Annotated in this window: 14 protein-coding genes; 11 read left to right on the forward strand and 3 right to left on the reverse strand. The window is 53.6% G+C overall.

Translation table 11 applies throughout. The features are described from left to right. Positions 1–154: 154 nt before the first annotated feature. On the reverse strand, positions 155–1,189 hold the full coding sequence (locus R3C20_06925; protein MEZ6040220.1) for an aldo/keto reductase: 1,035 nt from the start codon (positions 1,187–1,189) through the stop codon (positions 155–157). Between the two features lie 63 nt (positions 1,190–1,252). Beyond that, the gene (locus R3C20_06930) at positions 1,253–2,548 is read right to left on the reverse strand and encodes a Gfo/Idh/MocA family oxidoreductase (protein MEZ6040221.1); all 1,296 of its coding nucleotides are present in this window, start codon (positions 2,546–2,548) and stop codon (positions 1,253–1,255) included. A 192-nt stretch (positions 2,549–2,740) separates the two neighbouring features. On the opposite strand from R3C20_06930, the gene R3C20_06935 reads away from it, so the two are divergent. The 4 genes from R3C20_06935 (at position 2,741) to tsaD (ending at position 7,986) form a co-directional block, all read left to right on the forward strand. After that, entirely contained in the window at positions 2,741–4,831 is a 2,091-nt protein-coding gene (locus tag R3C20_06935; GenBank protein MEZ6040222.1) for a hypothetical protein, read from the forward strand. A gap of 148 nt (positions 4,832–4,979) precedes the next feature. Then, positions 4,980–5,459, forward strand: coding sequence for a hypothetical protein (locus R3C20_06940; protein ID MEZ6040223.1), 480 nt, complete (start codon positions 4,980–4,982; stop codon positions 5,457–5,459). A gap of 150 nt (positions 5,460–5,609) precedes the next feature. After that, positions 5,610–6,926 (forward strand): voltage-gated chloride channel family protein, encoded by a 1,317-nt coding sequence (locus R3C20_06945; protein ID MEZ6040224.1) that lies wholly within the window; start codon positions 5,610–5,612, stop codon positions 6,924–6,926. 22 nt (positions 6,927–6,948) lie between these two features. After that, positions 6,949–7,986, forward strand: coding sequence for a tRNA (adenosine(37)-N6)-threonylcarbamoyltransferase complex transferase subunit TsaD (gene tsaD / locus R3C20_06950; protein MEZ6040225.1), 1,038 nt, complete (start codon positions 6,949–6,951; stop codon positions 7,984–7,986). A 67-nt stretch (positions 7,987–8,053) separates the two neighbouring features. Here the strand turns inward: tsaD and R3C20_06955 are convergent, their stop codons facing one another. Next, positions 8,054–8,836, reverse strand: coding sequence for a creatininase family protein (locus R3C20_06955; protein MEZ6040226.1), 783 nt, complete (start codon positions 8,834–8,836; stop codon positions 8,054–8,056). A gap of 508 nt (positions 8,837–9,344) precedes the next feature. Between R3C20_06955 and corA the strand changes: the two genes are divergently transcribed. The 7 genes from corA to R3C20_06990 all read left to right on the forward strand — a co-directional run bounded on the left by corA (position 9,345) and on the right by R3C20_06990 (position 17,949). Next, positions 9,345–10,307 carry a magnesium/cobalt transporter CorA gene (corA, locus tag R3C20_06960; protein MEZ6040227.1) on the forward strand — a complete coding sequence of 321 codons (963 nt, stop codon included), beginning with the start codon at positions 9,345–9,347 and terminating at the stop codon, positions 10,305–10,307. 443 nt (positions 10,308–10,750) lie between these two features. Beyond that, on the forward strand, positions 10,751–11,509 hold the full coding sequence (locus R3C20_06965; protein ID MEZ6040228.1) for a glycosyltransferase family 2 protein: 759 nt from the start codon (positions 10,751–10,753) through the stop codon (positions 11,507–11,509). Between the two features lie 136 nt (positions 11,510–11,645). Further along, the gene (gene rlmN, locus R3C20_06970) at positions 11,646–12,809 is read left to right on the forward strand and encodes a 23S rRNA (adenine(2503)-C(2))-methyltransferase RlmN (GenBank protein ID MEZ6040229.1); all 1,164 of its coding nucleotides are present in this window, start codon (positions 11,646–11,648) and stop codon (positions 12,807–12,809) included. Positions 12,810–12,918: 109 nt separating this feature from the next. Continuing rightward, positions 12,919–14,304 carry an alkaline phosphatase family protein gene (locus R3C20_06975; GenBank protein MEZ6040230.1) on the forward strand — a complete coding sequence of 462 codons (1,386 nt, stop codon included), beginning with the start codon at positions 12,919–12,921 and terminating at the stop codon, positions 14,302–14,304. 78 nt (positions 14,305–14,382) lie between these two features. After that, entirely contained in the window at positions 14,383–15,747 is a 1,365-nt protein-coding gene (locus R3C20_06980; protein ID MEZ6040231.1) for an ATPase, T2SS/T4P/T4SS family, read from the forward strand. A gap of 87 nt (positions 15,748–15,834) precedes the next feature. Continuing rightward, complete coding sequence (locus R3C20_06985; GenBank protein ID MEZ6040232.1) at positions 15,835–17,022, forward strand: formylglycine-generating enzyme family protein; 1,188 nt, start codon at positions 15,835–15,837, stop codon at positions 17,020–17,022. A 105-nt stretch (positions 17,023–17,127) separates the two neighbouring features. After that, positions 17,128–17,949: a phosphodiesterase gene (locus tag R3C20_06990; GenBank protein ID MEZ6040233.1), complete on the forward strand. Its 822-nt coding sequence runs from the start codon at positions 17,128–17,130 to the stop codon at positions 17,947–17,949. Positions 17,950–17,952 lie beyond the last annotated feature (3 nt).

Genomic DNA, 17,952 nt, shown 5'->3' on the forward strand with positions numbered 1-17,952 from the left:
GAATCCTGAACGCCTGAAGCCCGGGAAGACACTTCTCGGGCTTCGTGCTTTGCGTGACGGTGTTAAGGCGTTGATTGGAGGAAAATCACCCGCGTCCGTCGGTTCCCGGGGGTTGTCGGATCCCGCGGATCGTGGACGGGGCTGGGTGACGTCGTCAGAGCCGTCTCAAACCATCTTCTTTCATGGGGTTCGGAATTCGTTCGTCGATTTCGTCAATTCGCCGAAGCGTTTCAGAATCCAGAATCAGCCCGTCAGCCTGCAGACTCTCATTCAACTGTTGAATAGTCGTCGCGCCAATAATCGTTGATGCGACGAAGTCATGCTGTTTGCTCCACGCCACGGCCAGCGCGGTCAGCGTGACATTCAACTCGTCAGCAATGACGCTCAGTTCAGCGACGGTCTGTCTTGTCCGATCGTTCAGAAATCGCTCCGCCATTTTTTGCTGACGTTCTCCGGCGTTTCTGTATTCAGTAAACCGAGCACCGGGCGGATACTGCTGGCTGTACTTACCTGTCAAGACACCGCCACCCAGCGGCGAAAACGGTAGAAGGCTGATCTTTTCCTGTCGGCAAACCTGAGCCAGTTCACTTTCACACCGTCGATTGATCAGGCTGAAATTGTTCTGAATCGTGTCGTATCGGCAGAGTCCGTTGTTCTCTGCCGCTGACAGGCTTTTCATGACTCCCCAACACGTTTCATTGCTGCATCCTGCGACTCGGACCTTTCCCTGTTTGATCAGTTCTGTCAGCACTTCCAGCAGGTCTTCATACCTGGCACCATGATCAGGCCAGTGGGTCTGATAGAGATCGATGTAGTCGGTTTGCAGTCGTCGAAGGCTGTCCTCAACGGCCTTCATAATCTGCACCCTGTCAAGCGCTGTCTTTCCATGGCGAACGGGTGGAACAAACCAACCGTGAGCAGGTCCGGTCACTTTCGTCGCCAGGATGATGGTTTCGCGGGGTTTTGTTTTCATCCATCGTCCGACGATCTCCTCGGTCAGTCCAAACTTTTCAGCGCTGGGAGGGACGGGGTACAGTTCGGCGGCATCAAAAAAGTCGATGCCCGCTTCATACGCCCTGTCCATGATTTCGAACGACAGTTTTTCATCGCACTGCGTTCCGAATGTCATCGTACCCATGCAGATATCTGTCACGGTAACCGAACTGGTTCCTAGCCTTCGTCGCTCCATAGTTGTCCGGGTCTTCCTCTGGATTAGGTGAAAGTGTTAACTGCAAATAATACGGGGGAAATCTTATGCCCAGTCTCGTTCCGGGCGTGACTTCAGACGATTTGCCTCATCGTCGTTGAGAAAGTCGTGCGTTATCGGATCAATGGTTAAGCTGCGTCCGAGCATCCATGCAAGAGCCGCTGCATGACAGGTGATATGCGAATTTCGCATGACTTCAGCATTTGCCACAGTGGGCTTTCGTGACTTGATCGAATCGAAAAAGTTCCTTGCATGAGCAGAGACGTCCAGCCCGCGCACTTTGGACGCGGCTTCGGCAAGTTCTTTTTCGATCTCTGAACTCGAAACATCAGTACCGCCGTTGTCGCCCGTCTCGATGGATCCATCATCTCCAACAAATCGAACCGGACAGGTACCAAGCTTTGTATTCCACCGGGGCCCGCGATCCCCGAACGGATCCTCAAGAAAGTCAAAGACCAGTTGAACCCCATTGGCGTAGGTGCAGGTGATATTTTTCTCGGTTGGTTCGTAGGTGAGCGGCATCGAACCGTCGGATTGGTTGGCCCACTGGCAGAGATCAGCCGTATGAGCGCCCCAGTCCAGCAGTCGTGCCCCGGAATCGAAGTCGTAGTACCCCCGCCAACGACCGGCCACATACTTGCTGTTGTATGGACGCCATGGAGCGGGCCCAAGCCACATGTTCCAGTCGCAAACCTCCGCAGAAGGAGTAGGTTCGGCAGGCAGCCATGCGTTCTCAAGAACCGGGACATAGACAGACGCGTAGAGTGTCCGAAGTTTGCCCAGCTTGCCCTCATGCGCTATGCGAACGGCCTGCTGAAAATTGGGCACACTTCGCCGTTGGGTGCCAGCCTGAAAGATTCGGCCGGTCTCTTTCATCGTGTCGGCGAGTTTCTCGCAGAGTTCAATCGTGATTCCACACGGTTTTTCGCTGTAAACATCCTTGCCTGCCTGTGCAGCAAGTATGGATGCCGCAGCATGCCACCGGTCACCCGTGGCGACCAGAACAGCATCGATGTCGCTTCGATCCAGTAGTGCTCTGAAGTCACCGTACAGCTTGCATCGGTCATTGCCGTAATGTTTATCCACCAGTGTTTTTCCGGCCTCCCGACGGCTTAGCTGCACGTCGGCAATGGCAACACATTCGACATCTTTCTGGGGCAGCATGGCCTGAAGATCATAGGTGCACCGTGGCCCGATGCCGATGACACCCAGACGGATGCGGTCGCTGGGTGCCGCCTGATTTGCATTTCCGAACACGCCGGAGGGAATAATTGCTGGTGCGGCGGCGACAACGGACGACGCCAGAAATGTTCGCCGGGACAGATTAGATTCGGCCGTCATCAATGGTCTCCCTGATTTGACCTGTCTGATGTGCTGTGGAATTCGTTTCACTGCAAACCCTTCTACATTGCTCAGATTGGCGATGCAAGCCGTCACGTGATGACACAGAATCAAACGGCAGGCATTCACCCGTAGCGGACCGGTTGTCATTCGCTACAATGGGGCATGTCGTTCGCCGTCCGGGTTTTCGCCGTGAATGCGAATCACGATTATCGCTGGACTGTTCAGGGACTCGACATTCTCATGGCCACCGTCACGATTCATTGCCCGAAATGCTCTGCTTCGCTCAAGCTGGCAGATCGTTCGATGCTTGGCAGGAAAGGGAAGTGTCCCAAGTGCAGCCATCGATTTGTTTTGGAGGAACCTGAAGAAGTTGAACTCACGCTGGCAGAACCTCCTGCTCCGGCACGACCTGCGTCCAAAGCAATCAACCCGCCTGTCCTCAAAGGCACGTCGGCAAAATGGGTACCGGACGGTCCGAAAGCTGATCCTGGCGACCCGCCTGTAATCCCGTCAAACAGTTTCCCGACGCCGGCGGCAGACAGTCGCAGGACAAGGCAGCGGTCAACGCCTGAGATCCCCGATCCAACGGAGATAAACCCCGGCGTTTCTGACACAGGGACTGCCGCGTCCAATCGATCTTCAGCCATTGATCCTCAGGAGTTGCCGGCATTGGATGTGTCGGGCGATCCGGCAATCCCGGGTTTCACGCGCCTTGGTCCGGAAAAGTCAGTTGCCGTGGGACGGAGGAGGAAACCAAAACGGCGCAATCCATCAATGTTGATGATTACCGGGATTTGTACCGCCGTGATTGCGGGCACCGGAATCGCTGTTTATCTGCTGAAGGACCCGGTGAATTCGCCTGCCGCCAAAACCCCACCGATCGTCAACCAGGAATGGCAGGATCAGAAGAAAATTGACGCCGAGGCGAATGAGGTGGCGACGGCATTGAGTCCGACGAGTGGTGAACCCATACCTCTGCGTTACTTACCATTCAGTCCCAAGGTTCTGTTACATATTCGCCCAGCCGAACTCTGGTCGAGAGACAATCAGATGCGTGAGTTCCGGGCGACCCTTGGAAATCTGGGGGCCTGGCTGCAAAAACAAATCGTTGACATCACAACATTCGAACCGGCCGAAATTGAAGAATTGACAATCGCGGTTGTTCTCGGTGCCAGAACTTCGGCGCCGGAGATTTACACAGTCTTTCGACTCACTGAAGAGCAGACACCGGATGTCTATCGACGGTTCAACGGACGCATGCGAAAGGATCTGGACGAAGAAGTCTATGAAGCCGACGTCTACAGCTACATGATGATCGATCGTCGCACATTTTCAGCGGCCCCCGTGGCCGTCTCTGACGCATTGGCCGCAGCGAAGAAGTATCCGGCAATGGCTCCTGTAGAGCTTGATGCTTTGCTGAGAGCCTCTGACCGAACGCGTCACATGACTCTGATGTTTGATGTGAGCAGCATCGATGTTCACCGTGAGTACATCTTTATTGAGCAACTGCAGCGACTTGCTGACCAGTTCGTTGTCTGGCTGGGCAAGGATGTCAGCAGTCTTTCCTTCAGCCTGCACCTTCAGCCGAATACGTACATCGAAACGCTGATGCATCAGTCGAATGAAAGTTCACCTTCACGCGTTCAGAAGTCCATGAAGGCGCAGTTGTCCCGTCTTCCGGATGACGTGATGTCCGGTGTTCGAATCATGACGCCGCAGACAGAAGGCACAAGGCAGATCATTGGTCGTTACCCCGCGATGTTGCGGGCACTCGAAATGGCGACAACCGTAGATGCGGACGGGCAGTTTGCAAGACTTGTCACCTTACTACCCGATCGAGCCGCGCCGAATCTCGCCGCGGCCACTTTGCTGACATGGAATCAATCGTTATTGACGGATATGTCTCTGACGGCAACGACCCCGAAGACGAACGAACCCAAACTGCCTGACAAAGTCGCGGACAGACTACAGATGCCGGTTCTGGTTGACTTCCGCAACTTCCCCCTGCAGGAGGCCGTCGCCTATATTGGTGAAGAAATCAAGACGGAATTCATCATCGACGGGGATGCGCTTAAAGGAGCAGGGTTCACGCAGAATATGTCGCAGACGTTCAATCTGGGAACGGTACCGGCATTGAAAGCAATTGATTCCATCCTGCAGAAGTATGCCGCAGAACGAGATCCAATGGTGATTCATGTGGACGAAGCCAATAAGAAGATCACACTGCTTACCCGTTCGAAAGCACAAGCTTCGGGTATGGCAGAGTTTCCAACAAACTAGTCCGCGCCGAACTGCGACCAAAGAAACACTGCGACCAAAGAAACACTGCGACAGCGATTATGTTCCATCCGTTGAAAAATCAGACTGTTGATTAGCTGAGTACTCAGCCATTTGATCAAACGTTTAAATCTCTCCTGAAAGTCAATCTATGAAGAATCTATCCGTCGTATTGTGTGTCGCTGGCATGATCGCAATTATGTGCATTGGCATGTTGAAGACCGAGGTAGCCAGCGCAGGTTATACCGCACGCCCCACGGTGGCAGACGGTCCGGAGCCTGTTGAAGACAGCATGCATGAATTCATGGAATACGTTTTTCAGCCAACCTACAAACGCCTGAAAGTAACCATGGCCAACGCTCCCGCGGACAATGCCGGGTGGAAAGCAATGAAGTCAGATGCGCTCATTCTGGCGGAGAGCTGCAATTTGCTCTATGGCCGATGTGTGAATGACAAAACGGACGACTGGGATGCCCATACCACAGCATCCAGATCTGCGGCTGCATCACTTTACAAGGCGGCAAAGGCCAAAGATTTTGAAAAAGCATCCGAGTGCTACAGGACCATGCTTAACAAATGCAACGCCTGCCACAAGCAATACGAAAATGGCAAGCATATTCTCCAGCCGTAACAACTGTCGTCTGCGAAATTGGTTCGCATACCCTGGCATCGCTCATGCCAGGGTATTTTCTTTATTGGTGATTCACGCAACGTTGGTTATCAGCTGAGCTCAACTCAGCCATTCTTCATTTCCCTTCCGGAAGCAGCTCAGGAAACGCTAATGACCGTGCCACAACGGCTGGCGGACTTCGGACAAGCCATTCGTTTCACTGCGAAGTGGCTGCTGCTGACCGGCCCGGTTGGAATCCTGGTCGGTTCTGCGTGCGCTTTGTTTCTGTGGATGCTGGATGCTGCAACAAACATTCGGCATGGCAATATGTGGCTGATCTGGCTGCTTCCGGTGGCCGGGGCTGCAATTGGGTGGGTCTATCACCGTTTCGGCACCACGGTTGCGTCGGGTAATAACCTGGTGATCGATGAAATTCATGAGCCAGGCGGTGGAATTCCAGTACGGATGGCCCCGATGATCCTCATTGGCACTATCGTTACCCACTTGTTTGGTGGATCCGCCGGTCGCGAAGGTACCGCAGTGCAAATTGGAGGTAGTATCGCCAGTGGAATTGGCTCGATGGTTCCCTGGATATCGCGGAAAGATCTCCGTGTGCTGCTGATGACCGGCGTCGCCGCCGGATTTGGCGGGGTCTTTGGGACGCCCGTCGCGGGAGCAGTCTTCGCTTTAGAGGTACTTCTGATTGGCCGATTGGATCATGCGGCCATGTTACCCTGTCTGATGGCAAGTCTGATCGCGGATCAAACGTGCCTTGCCTGGGGAATCGGACACACGGCGTATCACATCGCAGCATTGATGCCCAATGAACTGCATCAGCATCTTGCGGTTATCGATGTTCGGATCCTGACAGTGACTCTCATTGCCGGCGCAGGCTTTGGCATGATCAGTTGCCTGTTCAGCGAACTCGCTCATCATATTCAGCAGCTGTTCAGGACGCATATTCGTATTCCCGCACTGCGTCCCCTGATCGGAGGATGCCTTGTCCTGATCCTGACCTTATCGCTGGGGACGACGGATTATCTTGGTCTTGGTGTCCAGTCATCCGACAGCAATGCTGTCACCATCGTCTCCTGTTTTCGCGAAGGAGGGGCGACTCACTGGAGCTGGCTTTGGAAACTATTGCTGACTGCAATCACCGTCAGCTCTGGTTTTAAAGGAGGCGAAGTAACTCCATTGTTTTTCATCGGAGCGGCGGCTGGGAATTCAGTTGCAACGATGACAGGAACGCCGGTTGATTTGATGGCTGGTCTGGGCTTCGTAGCCGTATTCGCCGGCGCAACAAATACACCTTTGGCCTGCACCGTCATGGGGATTGAGCTCTTTGGTGGCCAATACACCCTGTACCTGTGCATCGCCTGCTTCGTTGCCTACTTGTGCAGCGGGCATTCCGGAATTTATGCATCACAGCGATTGCGAAATGCCAAAACAGAATCCGATGCGTCGTCAGAATCACGCAAACTGAAATAAAGGCACGCTGGGAAAAGTGACAATGTCGAAACCCGTTCTTCTGGCTATCGAATCATCCTGCGACGAAACGGCGGCTGCCGTCGTGCGACAGGACCGTGTCATACTGTCAAATGTTGTTGCGTCACAATTTGATTTGCACGAAGACTTTGGCGGCGTGGTTCCTGAGATTGCATCCCGCGCACATGTCAGGAACATTCTTCCGGTCATTCAGAAGGCATTGAAAGAAGCTGATTGCAGACTGGAAGACCTGAGCGCCATTGCCGTCACGTCAGAACCGGGTTTAGTCGGGTCTTTGCTGGTTGGTCTGACAGCCGCAAAAACACTTGCGATGTGCCTACAAGTTCCTTTGCTGACAGTGAATCACATCGACGCCCATATCTATGCCTGCGGGATTGGTCAGAGTCAATCGATTTATCCCTGCGTGGGATTCGTTGTCAGTGGTGGTCACACGAATCTGTATGCCTGTGAATCCGCCACTCAGTGCACATCCATCGGTGGCACGACGGACGATGCCGCCGGAGAGGCGTTTGACAAGGTGGCTCGCATTCTCGGGCTCAGTTACCCCGGTGGTCCTTCGATTGCGGCGGCTGCTTTGCAGGGGACCCCTGAGCGTTTCAGGATGCCGCGGCCTCTGATGCACAGCGGGCGGCTGGACTTCAGCTTCAGTGGCCTGAAAACGGCCGTCCTTTATGCGGCGCGGGGTGTTCCCGGTCCGGATCAACTGACTGCGACGCCCGCTGAACGGGTGAACGATCTCGCGGCGTCATTTCAGGAAGCAGTGGTTGATGTATTGCTGTACAAGGCAAAGGCCGCGTTGAAACAGACGGGATACAAAACGCTCTGTGTTGGTGGCGGGGTGGCATCCAATCAAAGACTGCGGGAGCGTCTGCAGCAAGCTGCTCAGCGTGAAAAGTTCCAGCTGTTTATCGCTCCCCCGGAACTCTGTACTGACAATGCAGCCATGGCAGCCATCGCCTGGGAAAGGTTCGAAAACAATCAACTGGCTGAACTCGATGCCGATGTACTGCCGGGGCTTGTTCGCCATGCATTCCCCAAATAACCGGGCAATGCAAACGCAACCCAATCTGTTCATAGGCCATCGGATGTGCCTCGACGACACGGGGGCATTAGAATGGAAAACGGTCATCGATTTCACTTGCGGCAAGTTCGACAAGAAACGATGACAGGCGTTCGACGATAGTTTCTACCAGTTGAATTCCCTTCTCCCTGGTTGCCTCGTGCGGATTTCCGCTGCCGGTGTTTGTTGTGAGCAAATGCCACGGGCGAGTGATCGATACCCAGCCATTGTTGACAGCGCTGAATCGCGTGGATGCAACATCGCCGTTATCGGCAAACAGGGTACCGTCGGAGTTCTTATTCACGAGGTGATCAAAGTATGCCAGCCCGAAGGCCGTTTCCATTTCGCCTGCATGGTCGCCAGCGTCTTCGAAGATCTGTTTCTGAATATCAGCAGAGATGGACCGGAACCAGTCACACAGGAATAACTGAACGGAAGTCTTGCCCATCAGTTCGCGCAGCAATGGCTTGAATTCATTTCCACCATGGCTGTTGAGGATCAATAGCTTTTTGATTCCATGGCCGTCGAGCGAATCAACCAGGTCCCGGATGATCATCCCAAGTGTGGATGGATTCACATTCATCGAGAGGCGACACCTGGCCTGATTGGTTTCCGTACCGTATGGAATGCAGGGGAGCATGACGACCTTTGCGCCACGTTTCCATGCGGCTTCGCAGGACAACCCAGCAATTGTTTCTGCCTCAAACGTATCGGTTCCGTAAGGCAAATGCAGGTTGTGAGGTTCTGTCGCTCCCATCGGTAACACTGCCACGTCGTAGGAACACTCCCTGACGTGAGCGTAATTGGTTTCAGCAAGAATCCATGGTCTCATCAACAGTTTCCCTTTTCGAAGCGATCAATTGCGTCTCCGGCACGGCCTGGCCACAGGGAGACGACATCCGCGTCCATTCTTCCTCTCGCCAGCCTCGGGAGTAAAAAAGGGACAGCCCTTTCACGATTCTGACAGAATCCGATGGTCATGCCGAGTTCAATGGTCAGGGTTTTACAGGCGACAGATACTTTCACGCCCCGGACCTGCGATTCGCAACTGCGGACGACCCGTTGTTTGCATTTCCGACAGCGCAGGCTCCCGACGGTCGAAGTAATTTCCATGCGGGCGGTTCTTCACCGGCGGTCACCGCAGAATACAACAGGAACCCTGAGAGCTGCGATTGCCCTGGAATTTTCGGCGGATTTCACTACAAGTGACACGTTGTTTTGAATGTCGCTGCCATTTGGATGTCCCTGTATCTTGATTTCACCAGCTGCGTCTGCGTCGGGGCGGCGCCTATTTCGGGAGGACGCTTGATGGTAGGAAAGCGATTCGGAGGCAATGATTGATGCAGCGAGTCATGAAGATTACAGGGAATTCCCAGGTCTGCATTGATGAAGATGGAACTCAGGCATCCATACCGACAGACGATGAGTTTCTCTGGGTCGACATTCAGAAACCTGATGAGGCGTGGCTGCAATCATTGGCGGAAGAATTTCAATTTCACGCACTGACGATTGAAGACTGTCTTCATTTTGATCAGCGTCCGAAGCTTGAGTCATATGATGGGTATCTGTTTCTCGTGATCCAGGGCTTTCGGGTCGACTGGGAACAGCTCGAGAACTCCGACGCAGTCGAACTGCACCTGTTTATTGCTCCCAACTACCTGGTGACAGTTCACGATGAGCCGATCGCTGCCATCGATTCGGTTTGGCGAAGAATTGCATCCGATGGGCGTTTATCAGAATCACGCGGCGACTACATGGCCTATCTGATTGCCGATGTCCTGATTGATTCGTATTTTCCCATACTGGATGAAATTGAACTACGGCTGGATCACGTTGAGGATCGAATTCTGACAACAGGCGAAGATGTTTCGCTGGAGGAGATTCTTGACTTCAAACGCCTGCTTGTTTCGTTGAGACGAATCCTGTCCCCCCAGCGAGACGTCTTGTCGAATCTTGCCAGACGCGGAGATTCTCTGGTGTCGGATCGTGTGACGCTTTACTTCAGAGATGTCTACGACCATACCCTGCGAATTCACGAATCCATCGAGGCCGCTCGCGAACTCCTCGCGAACGTTCGTGACGGCCACTTGTGGAGCCTGTCGCAACGTACCAACGAGATCATGAAGCGTCTGACCGTGCTTAGCGCGGTCTTCATGCCGTTGACATTCATCACTGGATTCTTTGGCCAGAACTTCCAGCATCTGCCATTTGGGAATGACTCTTTGATGTATGCGATGATCACCAGCTGCTTTGTGGTCCCGGGTTGCATGCTCCTGTATTTCATCCGAGGCAGATGGCTCTGACAATCCAGGCAAGGACGATTCCTGTCAGCCTACCTGAAGACCGGTCACGGGCTGACGGGTTGGTGAATGTGCAATTGGAGCGTACAGGAGGTTGATAGAGGCAGAACCGAACAGCCGCTGCGCCAACTGTCCGATGAAGAATCAGGACAGGCACGCTGGACGGCTGTCAAGCGTCGTATTTTCAGGTCTCGCGCTCGAACCAGTACGGCCGTGACGTTCCTCGTGTTACCAGCCAGTTGAAAAACAGGCCGGCGCGTTTCAAAGATTCCGGAAACGCTCGAGTTTTGCCACTGAGTCGCGCGAATTGGCACCATGCGGGAGGCATTTCACGGGGCATTTGAGTTCTGGGAGTCGTAAATTGGTAAGAATTCACAATTCCGCGACGTCACGAGCCGTGGTGTGAACCCGGTTGAACTTCTGCCTCTCGATTCTAATATGCGGTCATGAGCGAACGCATTCTAACAGCCTTGCCGGTCTACAACGAACAATCGCATGTGGCAGAAGTCATATCCGAGGTGTTGTTGCACGTGGAAGAAGTTCTGGTCGTAGACGATGGATCGACGGATTCCACCAGCGAGATTCTGGCCCGACAGTTTCCACAGGTGCATATGATTCGCCACGAACGGAACCTTGGATACGGTGCCGCTCTGAAATCCGCATTCGATTTTTCTCTCCGCTGCGGCTTTGATGTTCTGGTCACAATGGATTGTGACGGGCAGCATCAGCCTCAGTTCCTGCGGGAAATTGCGGCCCAGTTGTGCGAAGGGAATATTGCCTTCGATATGGTTTCGGGCAGCCGATACCTCAAGTCTTTCGGTGAAAATACTTTACCGCCGGAGGATCGCCGTGCCATCAATCGACGAATTACGAATTGTCTGAATGAGCAGCTGGGGTTCAACCTGACGGATGCGTTTTGCGGATTCAAAGCTTACCGGGTGTCCAGTCTCGCGGATCTTGATATCACCGACAACGGTTACGCGATGCCATTGCAGCTTTGGGTGCAGGCGTCCGATTTGAGATGGCGAGTGACAGAATTCCCTGTACCGCTGGTTTATCTGGATGAAGCACGATCGTTCGGTGGATCGCTTGACGATGCAACCATTCGGATGAACCATTACCGTTCCGTGCTGAATGCCGAACTCGAACGCCGCGGAATGCATCAGCGATTCACCAGCGATTGCGGATCATCCGGTGCGAAGTAGCTATCGGTTATTTCCAAAAGTGCTCTGGACGCTCGAACCTGTGGAGTTCATTCTGTCATGCGTTCTGCGGCTGGTCTGAGAAAGATGATGGCGTCGTACACGCAACGAGCTGAAGACAACTCTAAGGTCTGAATACTTGTCCTTCCCCGAATTGAACAATCTCCGCGATTCGAACGACCGAGATCCCGGCGAACCATCACAGCCAAACCATGCGGATCTGCTTCCGGTGCTTGCAACTTCCAATCAAGTTGCCGTCTCCGATACGCGCATCCCGATTCTTCAGTTGACAGACGACGAACTCAGCGACTGGCTCAAACAGCAGGGGCAGCCCGCTTTCCGGCAGAAGCAGATCCGAAAATGGCTGATCCGACGGCGAGTCCAAAGTTTTGACGAGATGACGGATTTGCCTGCTAAGTTGCGGGATCGATTGTCCGAGTGTTTCCGGTTTTCTTCGTTCGAAATCACCGGGCATCAGGTAGCTTCTGATGAAACTGAGAAGCTTTTGATGAGATTGAGCGACGGAGAACTTGTGGAATGTGTGTTGATGCGGGATCCGGGCCGCCGAACCGTATGCATAAGCACGCAGGTCGGTTGTGCGATGGGGTGCGTCTTTTGTGCAAGCGGTCTGCTGGGCGTAAAACGTAATCTGAATGCTGCGGAGATCTTCGAGCAGGTTCTTGCTTTGCACCGTCTGATGAAGGACGACGAACAGATTACGAATGTCGTGGTCATGGGCATCGGAGAACCGCTGGCAAATTACGAATCACTGATGGCAGCTCTGGATGTGCTCACGGCCGAGGATGCGTTCGGCCTTGGAGCTCGACGCATCACAGTTTCAACCGTCGGTTTGCCGGAGAAAATTCGTGAGTTTGCGCGATCCGGTAAACAATTCAACCTGGCAGTTTCACTGCACGCACCCAATGACATGCTGCGGACAGAAATCGTCCCTGTGAACAGGAATATTGGTATCAGGGATATCATTGACGCTGCCGATTACTACTTCTTTCATACCGGGCGGCGCATCTCATACGAATACGTGATGCTTGCGGGCGTGAATGATCAGCCGCACCATGCGAAAGAACTAGCGAATCTGCTGCGTGGTCGAAACGCACATGTGAATCTGATTCCTATGAATGGAGTCACCGAACTGGTGATGACCGCTCCTCGTGAACCAGATGCTCAGCGTTTTTGCGAACTGCTCGAACAGGATGGCATTGTGGCCACTATCCGAAAGAGGAAGGGCGCTGACATTGATGCTGCGTGTGGGCAGCTCCGTCTGAATCGGATGGCGCGGGAATAGTCGTCGAGGCCAGCGGTCATTCCGCCTGTGGATTTCCCGGTTCAGCGGAACCTGCTCCGGGCGATCACGAATTCCCCCAGTGGTGGGCAGAGTTGAAAGGGCAATTGAGATGAATCGGGTGATGGTTATCAATGTTGTCGGGCTTACGCAGGACATGATTGGTACGAACACTCCTAACATTCGTGCACTGGCGGATGGTGGATTTGGCACCCCGATGCAAACCGTGCTTCCTGCGGTGACATGTTCCGCGCAGGCAACGATGCTGACCGGGGAAATGCCGTCGTCCCACGGGATTGTCGGGAACGGCTGGTATTTTCGAGAACTATCGGAAGTGATGTTCTGGAAGCAATCAAACCATTTGATTCATGGTGAGAAGGTCTATCAAACGGCCAGGCAGCGTGATCCCGCTCACACAACCGCCAAAATGTTTTGGTGGTACAACATGTACGCCGATGTCAACTGGTCCGTGACTCCCCGGCCGTCCTATCCCGCTGATGGCCGCAAGGTCCCCGATATTTACAGTGAACCATCGAACCTTCGGGAGGATCTTCAGGGCAGCCTCGGTCGATTTCCGCTTTTCAACTTCTGGGGCCCCACAGCAGATATCAGAAGCAGTTCGTGGATTGCAGATGCAAGCCTTCGTGTCTGGAATCAATATCAGCCTTCACTGATGCTCGTCTATCTTCCGCACCTGGACTACAACCTGCAGAGAATTGGCCCCGAAGATCCTCGCATTCATACGGACATCCGATTGGTGGATGCAGAAGCAGGCAAACTGATTCAGGCTGCCAGACAGTCCGGGGCGGAAGTCGTTGTACTCAGTGAATACGGAATCACACAGACGAAACACGCGATTCACATCAACCGAATTCTGCGTGATCGCGGATACCTGCGGGTGCGGCAGGAACCACTGGGATGGGAGACACTGGATTGTGGTGCGTCACGGGCATTCGCTGTCGCGGATCATCAGGTTGCTCATGTTTATGTCCAGCGTTCTGCTGACCTGGAAGATGTCCGGCGCCTACTTCTGTCAACTCCGGGGGTCGAAGCTGTCCTGCGACGAGAGGAACAAAGAGAATTCGGTCTGGATCACGCACGAAGCGGTGACCTGGTGGCCATTAGTCATCGCGATGCGTGGTTTACTTACTATTTCTGGCTGGATGATACGATGGCTCCGGACTATGCCCGCACCGTCGACATCCACAGGAAACCCGGTTACGACCCGGCGGAATTGCTGTTGGATCCAAATCTGAAGATTCCGGGACTTCGCATTGCCTGTCGACTTGCGAAGAAAATGATGGGGTTTCGCTATTACATGGACGTGATTGGTCTGGACGCCGATGTGATTCGGGGCAGTCACGGTCGACTGCCGGATTCCGATCGTATGGAATCTGACGCTCCGGTGTTCATTTGCTCCAGAAAGTCCATGGAGCGGGATGGCTTGCACGTCCGCGATGTCAGAAATCTGCTTCTGCAGCTGCAATTCGAGTCATAATGGTGGAGGAACGCGAGGATTACTGCAAAAATTCGCCGCCGACATCATTTCTGAAATGGCATAAAGGACGAACCCGGTATGGCTGATCGCAAGCAGTCACAGAAGAAAGCCAAAGGGGCTGAACCAGAAGAACAGGAAGAGGATCTCGAACAAGTCCTCTTTCAGGGGCCGATGTTTGGGAGGGAAGCGAATCTGAAGGCCAACGCAAGGCTGGTTCAGATGGCTTTAGTGCCGGTGAAAAACATGATCAGCGACGCGCTGGCCCGGCGGTCACACACGGTCGTCATGGAACCCGCCAATAATCGCGTCGGTATTCGTTTTGTCATTGATGGCGTCGCCTATCCTGCGGCAGCAGTGCCAGGGTCAAAAGGAATGGCGATGCTGCAAATGATGAAACTATTAGCAGGATTGGACATCAATCAGCGTCGAGAGCCGCAGGAGGGTGGCGTAAAGGCAGAGTTCGAAGGCACTCCGTACCAGTTGCTTGTGGATTCAACGCCCGTCAGGACCGGTGGGGAACGCGTCCGAATCAAGATCGAGAACACAAAGAAATCGCTCGTTAAGCCGGCCGACGTTGGGATGCCGGAAACGCTGAAGGAAAAGATTCGACACTTTACGTCCGACCGAAGCGGAGTCGTGCTGGTGTGCGGCCCCGCAGACACGGGCGTAACAACGTTGTCCATTTGTACCCTGCATGCGATCGATCCTTATCTGTATTCAGTCTACAATCTGGCCGATGTCCGCGGCAAAGAACTCACTAACGTGACAGACTTTACTCCGGAAGAAGGTCATGACCTGGAAATGAGCCTTGAACGTCTGGAGCGTCGAGAGGCTGATGTTCTTTTCATGGATCCGCTGACGCCTGACGTTGCACAGACGATTTTTGACTTTTCCGACCGTCTCTCGTTTGTCGCCGAAATCAAATCGAATTCCCCCATTGAAGCCATTCAAAAGCTGCTTCAATGGGTGGGGCCGGACTCTGTCATCAAAGGTTTGCGGGGAATTCTCACGCAAAAATTGATTCGCCAGTTGTGCGAAGACTGCAAACAGGCGTTTCGTCCAAACCCGCAATTGCTGAAACGTCTGGGGCTACCACCAGAGACGAGCGTGTTGTATCGAGCGCCGGCACCGCCTGCTCCCGACGATCCCAATGCGCAAACAGTGGAAGAATTGTGCGACGCCTGTGATGGATCACCTTATCATGGACGCGTGGCTGCATTCGAACTACTGGAGATCACCGATACAATGAAGGAAGTGATCGCAGAAGGTGCTGACCCGGCCGCAATCCGAAAACAAATGGTGGAAGACGGGCAGTTGACACTGCAGAAAGATGCCCTTCGTCTTGTTGTCGAAGGAAAGACTTCTCTGGAAGAAGTGCAGCGGTCGTTCCAGCCACCCGGCGGGCGCCGGCCACCCAAGCGTCGTCCGCGCCCACAACGATAGTATTTGAACCAACCGCATCTGACTGAAAATGATCGAACCGGCAGTGAGGGACGAAGCTGCGTCTTCGAATACGAAAGAGTTTGGCAAATGAAATTTGTGTCACTGTTGAAACCTGTGTCACTTTGCTGTCTGTCTTTTCTTGCATACGGCGTGACGGCCGGGATGTCACGAGCAGAGGATATCCCTGGAATTGTGAACGCAAAACCCGCGGATGGGTTGTCGGTGCAGACGGAAAAAGGATGGATGGTTCCTTACGATGTGACGATTCCCAACACGGACGTCACGTTTCGCATGATTCCCGTTCCACCCGGAGAATTCCTGATGGGCAGTCCTTCCAGTGAAGAAGGACGTGAAGACATCGAAGGTCCCCAACGCAGGGTTGCCGTACAGCCATTCTGGATGGCAGAAACAGAAGTCACGTGGGAACAATACAAGTTGTTTATGAATCTCTATCGATCGTTTAAAGAGTTTCAGTCGAAGCGACAGCGTCTGGTGACAGACGAGAACATGATTGATGCCATTACCGCCCCGACGCCACTTTACGAGCCGGACTTTACGTTCGAGTTTGGTGATGCCCCCCAACAAGCTGCTGTGTCTATGACGCAGTATTCTGCAAAGCAATTCACCAAGTGGATTTCCGGCATCACTGGACAGCAATACCGATTGCCGACTGAAGCAGAATGGGAGTACGCCTGTCGCGCGGGGACAACCACGCGATGGTCGTTCGGTGATGACCCGGCCACGCTGGGTGAGTATGCATGGTACGAAGAAAACAGTGGCGAGGGTGGCACGAAACTCGTGCGTCAGAAGAAGCCAAATCCCTGGGGTCTGTATGACATGCATGGCAACGCTGCAGAATGGGTCCTGGATTCCTATGAAGAATACAAGACGAAGGATGGCGTTGTCGACGCTGCAACGGACTGGCAACGCACTGATCAGCCATACCCTCGCACAGTTCGTGGCGGATCGTGGGAGTTTCCGGCAGAACAGTGTCGCAGTGCATCCCGCCTCGGATCTGACGATGAAGCGTGGAAGGAATACGATCCAAATCTGCCGCTTAGCCCATGGTGGTTCACTACCGATCCCGCGCGAGGCGTTGGATTTCGGCTGACGCGACCATTGAAATCCGTCGACCGTAATACCATGGAGCAATTCTGGATGATCGATAGCGAGGACACAGAATTTGATGTGGGAGATCGAATTCGCGAAGGACGTGGTGTACTCGGTCTGGTCGACAAAGATCTTCCCGCGGCGATCAAGTCTCTGGATGAATAGAATCATCCAGTCGGATAAACTTGATGCCAGTGCTCCGATGCCTGTTGCTCCAATGCACAGATTCGGTAGCGTCATTCGGGGCTTTTCATTTCAGGTCAACCATGGATGAACACCATTCGTATTCTGCAATTGACAGACTTGCATGTCTTTGATGAACCCGAGAAGTGCCTGAAAGGCATTCCGACGCGGGAATCGTTGCTGAATGTTGTGAAGCACATTCGCGAAACACAGGCCGACTTCGATCATGTGGTGATCACTGGAGATCACACGCACGACGAGAAACCGGAAAGCTATCAGGCTGTCCGGTCAATTCTGGGAGACTGGGGCTCCAAACTCTGGCAAGTGCCCGGAAATCACGACGACCGTGATGTACTGCGCTCAGTCTTTGAAGATCGCGTTGCCGGGGCGATACCGGGGCGCATCACCTTTCAGTTTGAGGCCGGCAACTGGCTGTGTCTGGGGCTGGATACACATGTTCCCGGGCAGGTCCATGGGCAAATCGATCAGGAACAGATCGACTGGATTGAATCGGCCGTAGCATCGCATCAGAGCAATTTGTCTGAAGAGGAATCCGCCAGTGCCTTCTGCGTCGGACTTTTCTTACATCATCCGCCCGTGATGCTGGGCAGCCCCTGGATGGATGCCATTGGACTGCATGGCATGGACCGCCTGCAATCGATGATCATCAGGAATCCCGCGATAAAGTTTTGTTGTTGTGGCCACGTTCATCATGAATCTTCAAATCAAATAGGACAGTGCCAGGTTCTGACGACTCCGTCTACCGGAATTCAGTTCGCCCCTGAGGGTGAAGTGCCGAACTTTGTCGCTGGCGCTCCGGGCTTTCGAATTATCGAACTCCATGATGCCTCATTTACAACCCGCGTGGAACGACTGCCGCAGGTGAGATACATACCGGTAGACAACTAGATT

The organism is Planctomycetaceae bacterium, from assembly GCA_041398825.1.
Taxonomy (GTDB): domain Bacteria; phylum Planctomycetota; class Planctomycetia; order Planctomycetales; family Planctomycetaceae; genus F1-80-MAGs062.

Excerpts from the sequence above, each read along its gene's own strand:
- R3C20_06925 (MEZ6040220.1), bottom strand. The coding sequence starts at position 1,189 with ATGGAGCGACGAAGGCTAGGAACCAGTTCGGTTACCGTGACAGATATC.
- R3C20_06930 (MEZ6040221.1), bottom strand. The coding sequence starts at position 2,548 with ATGACGGCCGAATCTAATCTGTCCCGGCGAACATTTCTGGCGTCGTCC.
- R3C20_06940 (MEZ6040223.1), top strand. The coding sequence starts at position 4,980 with ATGAAGAATCTATCCGTCGTATTGTGTGTCGCTGGCATGATCGCAATT.
- R3C20_06945 (MEZ6040224.1), top strand. The coding sequence starts at position 5,610 with ATGACCGTGCCACAACGGCTGGCGGACTTCGGACAAGCCATTCGTTTC.
- tsaD (MEZ6040225.1), top strand. The coding sequence starts at position 6,949 with ATGTCGAAACCCGTTCTTCTGGCTATCGAATCATCCTGCGACGAAACG.
- R3C20_06955 (MEZ6040226.1), bottom strand. The coding sequence starts at position 8,836 with ATGAGACCATGGATTCTTGCTGAAACCAATTACGCTCACGTCAGGGAG.
- corA (MEZ6040227.1), top strand. The coding sequence starts at position 9,345 with ATGCAGCGAGTCATGAAGATTACAGGGAATTCCCAGGTCTGCATTGAT.
- R3C20_06965 (MEZ6040228.1), top strand. The coding sequence starts at position 10,751 with ATGAGCGAACGCATTCTAACAGCCTTGCCGGTCTACAACGAACAATCG.
- R3C20_06975 (MEZ6040230.1), top strand. The coding sequence starts at position 12,919 with ATGAATCGGGTGATGGTTATCAATGTTGTCGGGCTTACGCAGGACATG.
- R3C20_06980 (MEZ6040231.1), top strand. The coding sequence starts at position 14,383 with ATGGCTGATCGCAAGCAGTCACAGAAGAAAGCCAAAGGGGCTGAACCA.
- R3C20_06985 (MEZ6040232.1), top strand. The coding sequence starts at position 15,835 with ATGAAATTTGTGTCACTGTTGAAACCTGTGTCACTTTGCTGTCTGTCT.
- R3C20_06990 (MEZ6040233.1), top strand. The coding sequence starts at position 17,128 with ATGAACACCATTCGTATTCTGCAATTGACAGACTTGCATGTCTTTGAT.